Raw genomic sequence first — 14,956 nt, 5'->3', positions numbered from 1 at the left:
TCAATAGTCGAAATTCCTCAGAATTAGTGCATTTTATGCAGCAAGCAGTCGAGACGCGCCACGTTATCCACGTCACCAATCAATTCAAGGGCGTGCCGGGACGCCGGATTTCAGGTGTCGACTGGCGACCACCGCCATCGTGGTCGCCGCCGTCGCGTTGGTCGTCGTCGACATTCCTCTCGGGGTGCCGTTGCATTATCTGCAGTGCGCCACGGGCGCGGCGGACAGCGAGCAGAACGAGAGCCGTGATGCCCGCGAGGGCCACCGTGGCGGCGCCAGAGGCGAGCAGCGCGCCACCAGCACCCACCGTTACGACGAGCGGGCCGCCCACCGCAGCGCCGATGGGCGTCATGGCCGTCGTGATAGCGCCCCGCGCGGCCAAGACCGCGGGCAGATCGTCAGGGTCGGTCGCGTTCTGGAACAAGGCGAGGCTGAAGGCGAGGAACGGTCCATAGACGAAGCCCCCGAACGCGAACAGCAACAGGGCGGGCGCCGCCGAATCGAGGAAGCCGAACGGGACCAGCACGGCGCCCCAGCCGGCCACGACGGCGACGACCAACGGCCACTGCCGGGTGACGCGCAGAGCCCCGCCGAGCAGGCCGCCGAGGACGGCGCCGACCCCGAACACCGTCCAAAACGTGCCCAGCAGACCCGCCGAGCCGCGCAGTTCGCCAGTGATGTAGAGCGGAAGCGCCACCTCGACAGGGCCGTAGAGGAAAAAGAAGACCGCAGTAACGCCGAGCAATCCGGCGAGGTGCGGACGCCTGCCGAGGAGCCGGAAGCCGGCGGACAGCCGAGGCCGTCGGCGTGCCGCTTCCGCTGGTGGAGTGTCCACGCGGAGCACCTGAACTCCGAGGAAGGCGAATGTGAGCGCGTCGAGGCCAAGCACAACGGCGGCGTCGACATTCGCCACGAGGACGCCCGCCAGGGCGGGGCCGATGATGACGCTCACCTGTTGGGCGGTGCTCAGCAGCGAGTTGGCGGGCAGGCGTCGCTCAGCGGTGAACATCCGGCTGACCAGGGTGTAGGTGCCCGCAGTTCCCCAGGCGGCCAGGACGGACGAGATAGCCAGGAGCGTGACGTAGCTGGCCACATTTAGCTTGCCCACGAGGTGGAGAGCCGTGACCGCACCCAAGGCCACAGCGCGCAGGGTCGCGTTCAAGCTCACCAGCCTCCGGGCGTCGATGCGACTGAGCCACGGCGCGAGTAGAACCGCGCCGGCCGCGGCGGGAAGGGTGTACGCCGCGATGGCCGCCCCTATGACGAGCCCTTCCCTGCCAGGCGGTGAGAGCGTGAGCGCCACCCACGCCAGCGCCACCGCCGCCAGGCCGTCGCCGAGGAAGGAGATGAGCGCAGCAATCGACAGCCGCCGGAAGTTAGGGTCGCCCAGGACGGTGCGGTAGCCCTCGGGCACTAGGCGGTGAGACACGATCATGGGCGCACCCTCAAACATCGACCCGGGTTTAAGTCAAGGGCAAACGCTCACGATCCTCCCGTAGGCAAGGAGGCCCACCCGCTGCCCTCGACCTCACCGCGACCACGCCGCTGGTCGCCGCTCTCGGCCTGCCGTTCGTCACCGTCGACCTCGCCCAACGCGACGACGGCGTCTGGCGTACAACTCTGGGGCGACCTCGACCTCAAATCCATGATCATCGTCCGTGACGAACTGCAACCCACGCCCAGATAGCCGCATCAACCGATTGTTGGGGCGCCCCGGCCCACGGCATCGCTGCTGTGATGGCCTTCGCGGACAAGGGCTGTCCAGGAGCCAGTGGAGCGTACACACGCCGTTCAAGCGCAACCGTCATCGACCGAAACTGTCGCCACTGGTGCCCGTCGCCATCTGGCGGCACCGGATAGATTTCACCGCGGCCACTCGATCACGAGCTACCGCCGCTGGAGAAGCCGCTCCGCGAGGGTCTCGCGCAGATCGTCGGGCAGCCCGTCGATCTCGACCAACTCTGGCAGCAGCTCCGGCTCCGGTGGCGCCACCGCGTCCGCTACCTACGCCCCCGCCTAGACCTCACCCCCGCCGACGTGCCACCGCTCGGAGCCGCGCTGCGCTGATCCACCCTGGGCAAGGGTTCTTCCGGGGCCATGGCGGTCGGCAGCGGCCGAAGTGGCTTCTCAGGCGACTGCGGTGGCCATCCGGCGTACCGCCTCGGTGATCAGCTCCGGTGCGGTGGCCAGATTCAGCCGGACGTGGCCGCCGCCGGTGCCGAAGGCCAAACCGGAGTTGGGCGCCACCCGAGTAACGCCATGGTCCACGGTGAGGCGAGCCAGATCCCGGGCGATTTCGACCCGTCCAATGCCGCCCGCGTGCTCGCCGCGCGCGCCGCCGACCCCACCGCCACCGTGGCGGAGACATCGCCCGGCGAGCTGGCGTCACCGACCGGACGGCGCGACGACACCTCAACGGAACGCCGGTCGGTTAGCAGCCCTCGCCTGCCTCGGACAACCGACCGCATCAGTCTGCGCCTGAGCTGTCAGTCGTCGTCTTCCTCGTCCCGCGCCTGCGAGTACCCGGCGAGCAGGTCCTGAAAGCGGGTGGCGGTGTCGGCGCTGATCCGGCCCCCGTCGGCCGCGTCGGCGACCCGCTCGCTCAGTTCCCGAATCCGTTTGGCGCGGTCCTTGGGCTTGCCCCGGTCCAGGTCGGCGAGCTTGTCCCGCAGCTCCTCGGCCGTCTTTGGGTCGATCTCGCTCCGGCTCTCCGCGTTGTCGATCACCGCCGTCAGCTGGGCGGCCAGCTGCCGCAGGGTGACCGGGGTGGGCCCGCCGGTCGTTGGCGGAGGGCTACCCGGATCGGACGAATCACCCGGTGCATCCGACGCCGGCTGCTCGACGGGTGTGACGGCGACCGGTGGCACGGCGGGCGGATTGTCCGGTTCGCCGCCGAGGGTAAGCATTCCAACCACCCCGACGGCGAGGGCGAGGCCGGCCGCGACGAGCACCGCGAGCAGCCGATTCGACCGGCGCGACTGGCCTGCCGGCGATGCGGCGCGCACCGGTCGCGCCGTGGGCAGCGACCGGTCGATCAGCGTGCGCGGGTGCGCGGGCGCGACGGCCGCCCGGCTGGCCGGCAGGGTGGGCAGGACCGCGGTGGGCGGGTCGGCCGGCTGGCCGGCGCCGAACCGGGTGGCGAGCTGTGCCGCCGTAGGCCGGCGGGCCGGGTCGGCCGCCAGGCAGGCGAGGCTGAGCTCGGCGATGTCGGTGGGCAGGCCGGGGATGCGCAGCGGCGGTACCGGGGTGCGCCCGGCGTGCACCTCCATCGCGTCCTCCCAGGTCTGCACGGGCAGCGGGGCCCGGCCGGCCAGGGAGCGGTAGAGCACGGCACCGAGGGCGTAGACGTCGCTGGCCGGGTTGGGCGGGCCGGCGGCCAGCCGCTCCGGGGCGAAGTAGGCCGGGGTGCCCATCAGCAGTTCGCCTGTCTGTCCGGCGAGCGGGTGGTGCGGGCCGGCGAGCGCGGCGATGCCGAAGTCGAGCACCTTGGCGCCGGTGTCGGTGAGCATGACGTTGCCCGGCTTGATGTCGCGGTGCACCACCCCGATCCGGTGTGCGGCGGCGAGCGCCGCGGCGACCTGGCCGGCCATCCGGACCGCCTCCGGCCAGGCGAGCGGGCCGCCGGTGAGCCGATCGGCGAGGTTGCGCCCGTCGACCAGCTCCATCACCAGGTACGGCACCACCGTGCCGCCGGCCAGGGTCGCCTCGCCGTAGTCGTACACCTGGGTGACGTGCGGGTGGGTCAGCCGGGCGGCGGCGCGGGCCTCGCGCTGGATGGTGGCCCGCAGCTGCGGGTCGACGGCGAACTCACCGGCGAGCGCCTTCACGGCGACGGGCCGGCCGAGCACCTCGTCGTCGGCGCGCCACACCTCGGACATCCCGCCGAGGCCGATGCGCTCGCGCAGGACGTACCGATCGTGCAACCGGAGGGTGGGCGTGAACGGCGACATGGCCGTCCAGTGTGCCCGCCCGGCGGCACCAGCCATCAACCGCCCTGCCGCCGCCGGGCTGAGCGCGCCGAGGAGACAGCGCTGGGGTACGGCGGCGGTGCTGAAAGGAGCCGCCCGCATCGGCATCGGCTGCGCCTGGCGCGGACACCACCTCACCGCCATCCGCGACCACCACCACATCACCGTCTACACCGCGGACGGCCACCCATCGGCCATGCCACCACCAACGACACCCGCTACGTCCGCCTCACCCCCACCCCATGACACACGTCCCGGGACACACGTTTGCACACCTCCCCGGACATGACACTCCTGCCACGCTTGACTGTGGGCCACGGCTGCACAGCCCGGGCGTGCCGGGGTCGCGCTCTGGGTATCAGGAAGGCGTGGACATGGACCTGGAGCAGTGGCAGGTGTTGGCGGAGCGGCACCGGCAGTGTGATGACGACCCCCGCCGGTGTCGAGACTGCCAGGCCTACTGGCCGTGCTCCTACCGGCTTCGAGCCGATCGCCAGTTGCTCACGACGGTTGGCGAGGGTACCGCGGCGGCTCAGGGCCCGTCCATGATCGTCTAGCGCTGCAGGCCGAGGCAGGATCATGTAACAGCGGTGCGGCTCGTTGACGCCTGCGCGGAGGTGTTATCACACCCCGGTGAAGGGGCCGTCGTGCCTGATCTTTCCGCGAGGGCCCGCGCGGCAGCGCTAGCAACTATTGCCGACGCGACCGTCGCAGCGTCGGTCGGCAAAGGCCTAAGGATCGCGGTGGCCTGCCCGACCTCGCACCTGGCCGTGGCCGACAGGCGTTGAACGCCAGTGGCCGGGCCTGCCGCTGCCTAACAGCAAGTAAGAAACGGCGCCCCGCGGGCTACCTGGCCAGCAGGACGACCACCATCGCCAAGCACCCGAGCAGTAGGGTCCCTGCGCCGAACACCGCATAGGGCCACCACTCGCCCGAGCGTTGCGGCTGTTGGGGAAGTGGCTGGGTTGGCAGGTTCCAGACGGCGGGTGCGGCGACGCCGTTGTGGCTGCCCGGCCAGCGCGGCGGTGGGGTACGAGATGTCGAATTAGCCATAGGGATATCTCCCGACGGGCTTCATGGTGCGCTGTTCGGACCATGCACCGGGCGAGATCGCGGGGGTGGTGCAGTCCCGCCCGTTCGTCAGGCCGCGCACCCGACCTTTCCATCATTTACAGGCGTCGCGGGAATGTGGGGCGTTACATCTACACTCGTCCGGCACCGCCCCCTTCGCCACCTTCGCCGCACTCACCGTGCGCGACCTTGGCCCGGGTACGGCCAGGAGCGGCAGGGCGTAGCGGTGGGCACAAGTGATGATCGGTTGCTCCGTTCCGCCGGGGCTGGGGACTTATCAGTCGCACACCACGCCGTCCTTGTTCCGGTCGATGTACCAGGCGTACTCGGGGTCGAGGCCGCGATAGTACGGGCCGTAGCCGGCGTTGTTGGCCTCTCTGCAGGTGCCGAATCGCGGGTCGGTCGTGGGCGCGGGTGGAGGCTTCGGCCGGGAGCTGGTGGGCGCCGGCCGTGGCGTGGTGCTGTGGGTGGCGGTCGGATTCGGCCGGGCTGATGACGGGCTCGGCCGCGCCGCGGACGTCGTCGGGGTAGATCGCGTCGGTGTGGGCAGTTGCTGCAGGACGTTCGAGTCGGTGGTGGCGGTCGCGCCGCCGTCGGGGGGTGCAGCGGCGGAGGGGCCGGCCTGGGTGGGGCTGTTTCCGGCGGAGGGCCGGCTCGGTTCGTCGTCGTTGACGGCGATGAAACCCCCCCAGCAGCAGAGACCGAGGAGGACGGAGCCGGCGATCACCCAGGGGACCGCCTTCTTCCTGGCTGCTGACGGGGGCTGGTAGATGGGTAGCTGCACGGTGTCACCGTGCGGCGCCTGGTGGGGGTCGGGTGTCATCAGTGGAGACTTTCTGCCGGTCGGGTAGGAGACGAATCTGGTAGGCCACGGTCCGGGCCTGACGGGCAGCAGTATTTCTTAGCTTCCCGTGTCGTCGAGGCCCGTGATGAGGAGCATGGGTGTGGCGCCCGTGGCGGGCGGCTCGGTGAGAGCGACCCGCAGCGTCACCTGGTTGGGCGCCGGCGTCGCCGCGCCGCGTTGTGCGTCATGTGCGTCCAAACTGCTGCGCCTGGGGCGGGCCGGGTCCGTGGATGCGGGCGAAGAGCGTGGGCAGCACCTGCACCCCGGCCTGGCCGGGTCAGGGAAGCGGTGGCAGGTCCTCGAGAGTGGTTGGCCGAGGTGGTCTCTGAACGGTGATGCGCCCGACGGCGACCCGCCAGGACGGTGCCGCACGATCGGCGGCGTAAGCGACTGCCCGGCCTGCGGCTATGGGAGCGGTGGTGATGTCATCGGCCATGACACTCAGGGTCACCTCGCAGGTGTCTGTTTCGATCATGCAGCGAACGGTCGGCGCGATGACGCCTTCCCACCGGTGCTGAAGCTGCGTCAGCTGATCGCGCAGATCGTCAATGAATGCCGGCAGCGAGGCGTCCTCGGGTGCGGTGATCAAAAGGATGAGACTGACCTGAAAGACCTGCACAGAGGATTCACCCCTTCCCGCAATGAGAGCGGGTCCGGTCGGCGACCGTGGCTGCAGGCCCGAGCAGGTCCGACACGCCCTCCCCCAGGTCGGGCTCTGCGCCGCCCCGGGCGGACCCAGTGGCCACGCTCGTACAGCTTCGCGGGTGAAGCGCTGACGGCGGTGGTGATGACCTACTCGTGAAGGTGCTGCAGGTACCAGTCGAATATGGGAACGGTCATGGGTCCTTCCTCGATGAGGATGCCGGGTCGCGGCACACCGGCGGTGGTGAACGTCGATTCCTCGATGCCCCGGCCGTACATAGAGTACGTGTGAAACACTTCGCCATCAACCTGGAGGAACGCGCTAATCCCGGGCATTTCGGTGCCGCGCATGTCTTCCGTCCAAGGGCCGCCGGTCCACGGTGTTCCTTTCTCCTCGGCCAGCTCATCCTGGGTGCGGAAGGTCACCGTCTTCCCGCTGTGCCACGCCGGTCACCTCGACGCCGAATGGATCTACCTCATCGACCCGGGCGCCGCCGCCATCGCCCTGCACACCGGCGACGGCACGCGTGTTGACTCCTATCGGCTCGCCGGCTGCCTGACCCCGCCCAGCGTGGACCGCGGTCCACAGCTGCCCTGCGATCGCCGGCCGGCTGCGGGAGCGCTGCGGTGAACGCCCGCGCCCTCGCCGCGATCAGCGCTGCGGTGATCGCCGTGCTGGTGCTGTGCGCGGGCGGGATCGGCAGTCCGAACCAGTTGCTGGAGTGGGCACAGGGCAGCGATGCGACCAACAGGGCACCTGGCTGTTCTGCCTGCTGTGACGTTGTTCAAGTGTCCGGATCTGCCGCCGACCGCGCGTGACATGACAGCCCCGGACGACTATCCGAACCGGTCAGCGAGCTTCGTCAGCTTGCTGACGTACGCCGGCCAGTCATAGTCGTGGGGGATGTTGCTGTTCTTCCGCTGCCAACCGATCGCTCCGTCGTGCTGCTCGCGCATGAGGTCTTCGTGACCGGCGTGACGGACGAGGTCGCAGCTCACATGGATCATGATCCTGTGGGCCCATCTTCAGCTGGAAGACGTGAAGGCCCTACGCTCTGATCCGGGCGCCCGCCGCGCACCAGTAAGGACCACAATGGCCGCGCCGGCTTCACCATAAGCCACCCGCCCAGGGAAGCTTGGCTTCTTGTTGAGGTGCGAACCGGGGCCAGGTGCATCCGCCCTCCGAACCGGCTGCGCCATACCCGCGGCTCGCGGTTGACCAGCGCGCGAGCCTACCGACTCCATCGGCAATCGCGCACGAAGAGCTACTTTCGTCCGTCTCGGACGAAAGTTCGGTTGAGTCGAAGGAAAGCTATAGACACGTCTACATGTCTTTTGTAGCGTCGGCCAGGTCGATGGTGTTTCGTCGCGGTTAACCGCGACGTTGGCGGCCCTGGCTGCCGGCCGACATCTGACCGCACCTGTCCCCCTACCCCTCTCCTCCGCCCCGTTCCCGACCACGCAGCCGCAGGCCGTCGGCAACCTGCTCGACGCCGCGGTGGCGGCGTGCGTCGCGACGGGCGACTCAGCCATGCCCGCACAGGTCCATCAAGGAGTTGTTGGCTTCCTCGACCTGCCCCGACCAGTCCCGAGCAAGGAGAGGCAGATGAAGAGACGACTCGCGCTCGCAGTAGCGGGTCTGACGACCATCGCGCTCGTCGCTACCCCCACCGTCGCGACGGCCGCGCCGACCAGCCCGCCGCCCGAGAGCGACTTCCAGAAGGTGACCCTCAACGACAACCCGGGCGAGCCGATGGACCTCGCGGTGCTGCCCGACCGCCGGGTGCTGCACGTGACCCGCGCCGGTGAGGTCCGGCTGCACGACCCGGACACCGGCCGCAACACGATCGCCGCGACCCTGGACGTCTACCGGCACGACGAGGAGGGCCTGCAGAACGTCGCGATCGACCCGAACTTCGGCAAGGCCGGCAACAACTGGGTCTACCTGTACTACTCCCCGCCCATGAACACCCCGGTCGACGACCCGTCGACGCCGAACGTCAACGAGGGCGACGCACCGGCCTGGGGCACCGCCGCGGACTTCGCGAAGTTCAAGGGCGCCCTGCGGCTATCCCGGTTCCGGCTGGTCAAGGACAAGCTGGACCTCACCACCGAGCAGCAGATCCTCGACGTACCGGTCGACCGGGGCATCTGCTGCCACGTCGGCGGCGACATCGGCTTCGACGCCGAGGGCAATCTGTACCTGTCCACCGGCGACGACACCAACCCCTTCGAGTCCGGTGGCTACGCGCCGCTGGACGAGCGCCTGGGCCGAAACCCGGCATACGACGCGCAGCGCACCTCGGCCAACACCAATGACCTGCGCGGCAAGATCCTGCGCATCAAGGTCGGCGCCAACGGCGGGTACAGCATCCCGGACGGGAACCTGTTCCCGCAGGGCACGGCCGGCACCCGTCCGGAGATCTACCTGATGGGCCTGCGCAACCCGTTCCGGATCGAGCTGAACCGCGAGACCGGCGACCTGTACGTCGCCGACTACTCGCCGGACGCGCGCCAGGCGGACCCGCTGCGCGGGCCGGCCGGGCACGGCAAGTGGCTCGCCGCCCGCGAGGCCGGCAACTACGGGTGGCCCTACTGCGCCACCGCGGCGCTGCCGTACACCGACTACGACTTCGCGACGGGCGTGTCCGGGGCGCCGTTCAACTGCTCCGCGCCGGTCAACGAGTCGCCGCACAACACCGGCCTGCGGGAACTGCCGCCGGTGGCGCAGCCGCAGGTGTGGTACACCTACGGCCAGTCGGCGCAGTTCCCCGAGCTTGGCACCGGCGGCATCGGCCCGATGGCCGGGCCGGCGTACCAGTTCAGCCCGCCAGGGACGCAGGGACACGCGCCGGTGGCGTGGCCGGCCTACTACGACGGCGTCCCGCTCCTGGCCGAGTGGACCCGCGACTACGTGAAGGGCCTGCGGCTGGACGCCGGCGGCGACCTGACCGGAATCGAGCCGGTGCTGCCGTCGTTCACATTCGACAACCCGATGGACCTGGAGTTCGGTCCGGACGGGGCGCTCTACGTGCTGGAGTACGGCGACGGCTACTTCAGTGAGAACCAGGACGCGCAGCTGGCCCGGATCGACTACACGGGCTGGACGGGCAACCACACTCCGGCGCCGCAGGTCTCGGCCACGCCCACCGCCGGGCTCGCGCCGCTGACCGTCACGTTCTCCAGCGACGGCACCACGGACTACGACGGCGACCGGCTGAAGTATGCGTGGGACTTCGACAACGACGGCAAGGTCGACTCGCGCGCGGCGAACCCGACGTTCACGTACCGCGACAACGGGCTCTACAACGCCACCCTGCGGGTGACCGACCCGGGTGGGCTCTCGGCCGCCGCGTCGGTGCGGGTGGTGGTCGGTAACGCCCCGCCGGTGGTGGAGCTCGTCAAGCCGGTCGCGGGCCAGCCCTTCGCCTTCGGCGACACCGTGCAGTTCGAGGTACGGGTGACCGACGACCAGCCAGTGGACTGCTCCCGGGTCAGCGTCACGTACATCCTCGGCCACGACACCCACGGGCACCCGCAGACCACCGCGAACGGCTGCACCGGCTCGATCCAGACGACGGTGCCGTCCGGTCACGACCCGGCGACCGACCACCTGACCGGGGTGTTCGTCGCGTCCTACACCGACCCCGGCGGTGACGGCCTGCCGTCCCTGACCGGCACCGATGAGGTCGTCCTCGTCCCCAGCGCATAACGTTCGAGAAGGAGAGACCATGTGTTACGGACATGACGGGATGGCCGCGCTGCGGCGCTCCGTCGACCGGCGCAGCCTGCTGCGCGGCACGCTGGCCGCCGTCGGCGTCGGGCTCGCCTCGTCCGGCCTCGGCGCGACGGCCGCGTCGGCCACCGCCCACCGGACCGGACGGCACCACGTACCCCCGGGTCTGATCAGCATCCAGCTGTGGACCGTGCGCGACGCCCTGTGGGGTGCGCCCGGCTACGACGCCACCCTCACCCACCTGGCCCGGATCGGATATCCGCGCGTGGAGCTGGCGCTCGGCTACTTCGGTCGGACCGCCGCCCAGCTGCGCCAGTTCCTGGACGGCATCGGCATCAGGGCCAGCTCCAGCCACGACGGGATCAGCGGTACTGCCGCGGAGCTGGAGCAGAAGGTCCAGAACGCGGTCACCCTGGGCCAGCAGTTCATGGTGGTGCCTTACCTGTACTCCGAAAGCACGGACGACTGGAAACGCTGGGCGGAGCAGATGAACGTCGAGGCCGCCGCGGCGCGGGCAGCCGGCCTCCGCTACGGCTACCACAACCACGCCCACGAGTTCACCATCGACCTCGGCGGCGGCAAGCGGCCGTGGGACGTGCTGACCGCCGAACTCGACCCGAAACTCGTGCACCTGGAGGTCGACCTCTACTGGGCGGTCACCGGCGGCATCAACTCCGGCGACGGCATCGCGGACCCCGAGGGCTTCACCCTCGACGTCATCCGCTCCGCGCCGCAGCGCGTCCTGCAGTACCACGTCAAGGACCGGGACGAGACCACCGGCGACATGGCCGACCTCGGGACCGGGACCGTCGACTTCGCCCGGATCTTCCGCGAGCACTCGGTCCTGGAATACATCGTCGAGAACGACACGCCCGACGTGACACCGCAGCAGACGGCCGAGATCGGCTACCGCTACCTGCGCAAGCTGCGGTTCTGAGGAACCGCCGACGGGAGTGCTGACGGGCACCAGGGCCGGCGGCCGGAAATCTCGGCTCTGGTGCCCGACCAGCATTTATTGTCGATATCAAACTGACCGCGATAACCACTCCCTCTTCGCGAGGAGAGTGGTTATCGGCATGCCATGAAACGGCAGCAAGAAATGCGCCAACGCCGAATGCGGGCGCCGTCAGAATATTGACCTGCCAAAATTGATCTCGTAGGGTTCAGAGCACGTGGAAAGCGCTTTCTTACCACCGACCCTCGCCAAGGAGCGCGTGTATGAGACGCCAACGCACGCTACTGTTCGCCCTGCTCGTGGCCGTCACACTTCTGTTGCCGAGCACCGCAGCGACCGCCGCCGAATCCGCGAGCGCCGCCAATTTCCGGGTGCTGGTCTTCTCCAAGGTCACGAACTTCTACCACGACTCCATCCCGGCCGGCGTCGCCGCCATCCGGCAGCTCGGCGACCAACAGGGATTCGCCGTCGAGGCGACCACCGACGCGGGCGCGTTCACCGACGCCAACCTCGCCGGCTTCGACGCTCTCGTGTTCAACAACACCAACTCCACCCCGGCGTCCGGCGACCTCCTCGACGCCGACCAGCGGGCCTCGCTGCAGAGGTTCATCCGTAACGGCGGTGGCTGGGTCGGCCTGCACGCCGCGTCGGCGAGCGAGCGGAACTGGACCTGGTACGAGGGACTGGTCGGGACCATCTTCGACCAGCACCCGGACTTCTCCGCCACGGGCGGCACCTTCCCGGGCCGGATCAAGGTCCTCGACCACGCCCACCCGTCCACGAAGGACCTGCCGGAGCTCTGGGAGCGCAGCGAGGAGTGGTACAACTGGCGGACCAACCCCACCGGCAAGGTCCACACGCTCGCCCAGATCAAGGTGCGCGACGGCATTCCCGGGCTCGACGAGGGCACCGACCATGCCTACTCGTGGTGCCAGAACTACGACGGCGGGCGCTCCTGGTTCACCGCCGGTGGGCACAGCTCCTCGTCGTTCCAGGAGCCGGCCTTCCTCGCGCACCTGCTGGGCGGCATCAAGTGGGCCGCCGGCGCCGCCCCCGGTGACTGCGGCGCCACCAGGACCACCAACTTCGAGCGGATCCCCTTGGTCAACCAGGACCTCTCCGACCCGTTCGAACTGGCGGTGGCGCCCGACCGCCGGGTCTTCTACATCGAGCGCACCGGCGCGCTGAAGGTCGTCAACCAGGACACCCTCGCGGTCACCACGCTGCTGGACTTCGCCTACACGCCGGCGCAGACCAGTCAGTCCGACGGCCTGCTCGGCATGACTCTGGACCGACACTTCGCCGACAACAACTGGCTCTATCTGCTCTGGTCCGACCGGGTGGAGAAGCAGCTGAACCTGTCCCGCTTCACCGTCGACGGCGACAGCGTCAGTCTCGCCTCGGAGAAGCGCCTGCTCACGATCCCGACCTGGCGCGGTGAGGCTCGCGCCAACTCGCACATGGGCGGCTCGGTGACGATGGACCAGCAGGGCAACCTGTACGCCGCGATCGGTGACAACACCGACCCCTTCGAGTCCAGCGGCTTCACCCCGATCGACGAGCGGACCGGCCGTCGCGCGTACGACGCCCAGGGCACCGCCGGCAACACCAACGACCTGCGCGGCAAGATCCTGCGGATCAAGCCCCTGCCCAACGGCAAATACGCCATTCCCGACGGCAACCTGTTCGCCCCGGGCACGGCCCGCACCAAGCCCGAGATCTATGCGATGGGTATGCGGAACCCGTTCCGCATCACCGTCGACTCCAAGACGAACGCGCTGCTCATCGCCGACTACGGCCCCGACGCCCGGTCCGCCAACCCGGCCCGCGGGCCGGAGGGCACGGTCGAGTTCAACCGGATCACCAGCGCCGGCAACTACGGCTGGCCCTACTGCATCGGCAACAACATCCCGTTCAACGACTACGACTTCGCCACCGCCACCTCGGGGCCGAAGTTCGACTGCGCCGCGCCGGTCAACGACTCCCCCAACAACACCGGCCTGACCAACCTCCCGGCAACCCGGCCGGCCCTGGTCTCGTACGCCTACTCGGCCTCCCCGCAGTTCCCGGAGCTGGGCACGGGCGGCGGCGGCCCCATGAGCGGGCCCGTCTACGACTACGACCCGTCCAACAAGCGGCTGACCAAGTTCCCCCAGTACTACGAGGGCAAGTGGATCGTCTACGAGCTGACCCGCAGGTGGTTCAAGACGCTGTCGATCCACGACACCGCCCAGACCTTCAGCGATCCCCGCTTCGGCCCCACCAACGCCGGTGACCTGCAGTCCATCAACGGGATCCTCGGCAACATGTCGTGGATCCAGCCGTTCGAGGCGGAGTTCGGGCCGGACGGCTCCCTCTACGTCATCGACTTCGGCGAGGGCAGCGGCAGCGGTCGGGGCGGCAGCAACGAGGGCGCCGGCATCTACCGCATCGACTACGTCGCCAACAGCCGGCCGCCGGTGGCCAAGCTGGCCGTCGACAAGGACAGCGGCCCGGCGCCACTGACCGTCGCCTTCTCCAGCGCCGGCTCCAGCGGGCCGGACGGCACCGCGATCCAGTACGCCTGGGACTTCGACGGCAACGGCAGCGTCGACTCCACCGCCGCCAACCCCAGCCACACCTACGGCACACCGGGGCGCTTCACCGCCCGGCTCACCGTCACCGCCACCAACGGGCAGACCGCCGTCGCCGTACAGGAGATCACGGCCGGCAACACGCGCCCGACGGTGACCCTCAGCGTCCCCGACGGGGCCTTCTTCGATTTCGGTGACCGCATCCCGTACACGGTGACGGTCACCGACCCGGAGGAGAGCACCATCGATTGCTCCAAGGTGGTCGTGCAGACCCAGCTCGGCCATGACTCACACGCCCACCCGCTGGACAACTACGTCGGGTGCGTCGGGGTGGCAGTGACCGAGAGCAACGGCGGCGACGGGCACGGCCCGGGACAGAACCTCTACACGCTGCTCTCCGCCCAGTACACCGACGGCGGGGCGAACGGGGCACCGAAACTGGTCGGCTCGACCCGGGCCGAGCTGCAGACCAAGAGCAAGGAGGCCGAGCACTTCGACGGCCAGAGCGGCATCCAGGTCCTCGACCGCGCGACAGCGAGCGCCGGCAAGCGCATCGGCGACATCGACAACGGCGAGTGGATCAACTTCGGCCCGGTCAACCTCCGCAACATCGACTCGGTCACCTTCGGAGTCGCCTCGGGCAGCAGCGGCGGCGACATCGAGATCAGGGCCGACTCCCCCACCGGCCAGCTCCTCGGCCGGGCCACCATCGGCGGCACCGGCGGCTGGGACAACGTCGTCTCGCCCACCGTCGAGCTGACCGATCCGGGCCGCACGACCACCCTCTACCTCGTCTTCCTCAACCCGAACCAGACGGGTGGCACCCCCGACCTGATGGCGCTGGACTGGCTGCGCTTCAACGGCGCCGGGGTACGCGAACAGACCGACGCCACCGTTTCGGCCTCGGCCACGCCCACCACCGGCACCGCGCCGCTGGCGGTCGCCTTCGCCGGGACAGCCTCGCCGGCGGCTGGGCGCACCATCACGGATCACGCGTGGGACTTCGGCGACAACTCAGCCGTCGTGCACGGGGCGTCGGCCAGTCACACGTACGCCCGCCGAGGCACGTACACGGCACGACTGACCGTCACCGACAGCGTCGGGGCGACGACGTCCTCGATCGTGGTCGTGACGGTGAGCTGAGCGTCACGGGTGGCGGGGCGGAAC

General features: G+C 69.4%; 10 protein-coding genes and 1 pseudogene. 6 read left to right on the top strand and 5 right to left on the bottom strand.

The genetic code is table 11. The annotated features are described in order from the left end of the window. Window positions 1–79 precede the first annotated feature (79 nt). A complete protein-coding gene (locus OG470_RS23125) occupies window positions 80–1,435 on the bottom strand; it encodes an MFS transporter (protein WP_328415369.1) in 1,356 nt (451 codons plus the stop codon). An 80-nt stretch (window positions 1,436–1,515) separates the two neighbouring features. Here OG470_RS23125 and OG470_RS23120 point away from each other — a divergent pair. Further along, a pseudogene (locus OG470_RS23120) lies at window positions 1,516–1,662 on the top strand (ATP-grasp domain-containing protein); the annotation flags it as partial. An 824-nt stretch (window positions 1,663–2,486) separates the two neighbouring features. On the opposite strand, the gene OG470_RS23115 reads toward OG470_RS23120, so the two are convergent. The 4 genes from OG470_RS23115 to OG470_RS23100 all read right to left on the bottom strand — a co-directional run bounded on the left by OG470_RS23115 (window position 2,487) and on the right by OG470_RS23100 (window position 6,951). After that, window positions 2,487–4,070: a serine/threonine-protein kinase gene (locus OG470_RS23115; protein ID WP_328415367.1), complete on the bottom strand. Its 1,584-nt coding sequence runs from the start codon at window positions 4,068–4,070 to the stop codon at window positions 2,487–2,489. A 1,246-nt stretch (window positions 4,071–5,316) separates the two neighbouring features. Continuing rightward, window positions 5,317–5,862: an excalibur calcium-binding domain-containing protein gene (locus OG470_RS23110; RefSeq protein ID WP_328415365.1), complete on the bottom strand. Its 546-nt coding sequence runs from the start codon at window positions 5,860–5,862 to the stop codon at window positions 5,317–5,319. 298 nt (window positions 5,863–6,160) lie between these two features. Then, window positions 6,161–6,502, bottom strand: a complete 342-nt coding sequence (locus tag OG470_RS23105) for a hypothetical protein (RefSeq protein WP_328415363.1) — start codon at window positions 6,500–6,502, stop codon at window positions 6,161–6,163. Between the two features lie 173 nt (window positions 6,503–6,675). Next, complete coding sequence (locus OG470_RS23100; protein WP_328415362.1) at window positions 6,676–6,951, bottom strand: DUF899 family protein; 276 nt, start codon at window positions 6,949–6,951, stop codon at window positions 6,676–6,678. Between OG470_RS23100 and OG470_RS23095 the strand changes: the two genes are divergently transcribed. From OG470_RS23095 to OG470_RS23075, 5 genes are all read left to right on the top strand, one after another. Next, window positions 6,938–7,156: a hypothetical protein gene (locus tag OG470_RS23095; RefSeq protein WP_328415361.1), complete on the top strand. Its 219-nt coding sequence runs from the start codon at window positions 6,938–6,940 to the stop codon at window positions 7,154–7,156. The genes OG470_RS23100 and OG470_RS23095 overlap by 14 nt on opposite strands. Then, entirely contained in the window at window positions 7,153–7,344 is a 192-nt protein-coding gene (locus OG470_RS23090) for a hypothetical protein (RefSeq protein WP_328415359.1), read from the top strand. Before OG470_RS23095 ends, OG470_RS23090 begins: the two co-directional genes overlap by 4 nt. A gap of 787 nt (window positions 7,345–8,131) precedes the next feature. Beyond that, a complete protein-coding gene (locus tag OG470_RS23085) occupies window positions 8,132–10,237 on the top strand; it encodes a PQQ-dependent sugar dehydrogenase (RefSeq protein WP_328415357.1) in 2,106 nt (701 codons plus the stop codon). A gap of 19 nt (window positions 10,238–10,256) precedes the next feature. After that, the gene (locus tag OG470_RS23080) at window positions 10,257–11,198 is read left to right on the top strand and encodes a sugar phosphate isomerase/epimerase family protein (RefSeq protein ID WP_328415355.1); all 942 of its coding nucleotides are present in this window, start codon (window positions 10,257–10,259) and stop codon (window positions 11,196–11,198) included. Between the two features lie 281 nt (window positions 11,199–11,479). Then, window positions 11,480–14,932: a ThuA domain-containing protein gene (locus OG470_RS23075; RefSeq protein ID WP_328415353.1), complete on the top strand. Its 3,453-nt coding sequence runs from the start codon at window positions 11,480–11,482 to the stop codon at window positions 14,930–14,932. Window positions 14,933–14,956 lie beyond the last annotated feature (24 nt).

This window comes from Micromonospora sp. NBC_00389, assembly GCF_036059255.1.
Lineage (GTDB): Bacteria > Actinomycetota > Actinomycetes > Mycobacteriales > Micromonosporaceae > Micromonospora.
This window is presented reverse-complemented; position numbering and strand designations above follow the sequence as displayed.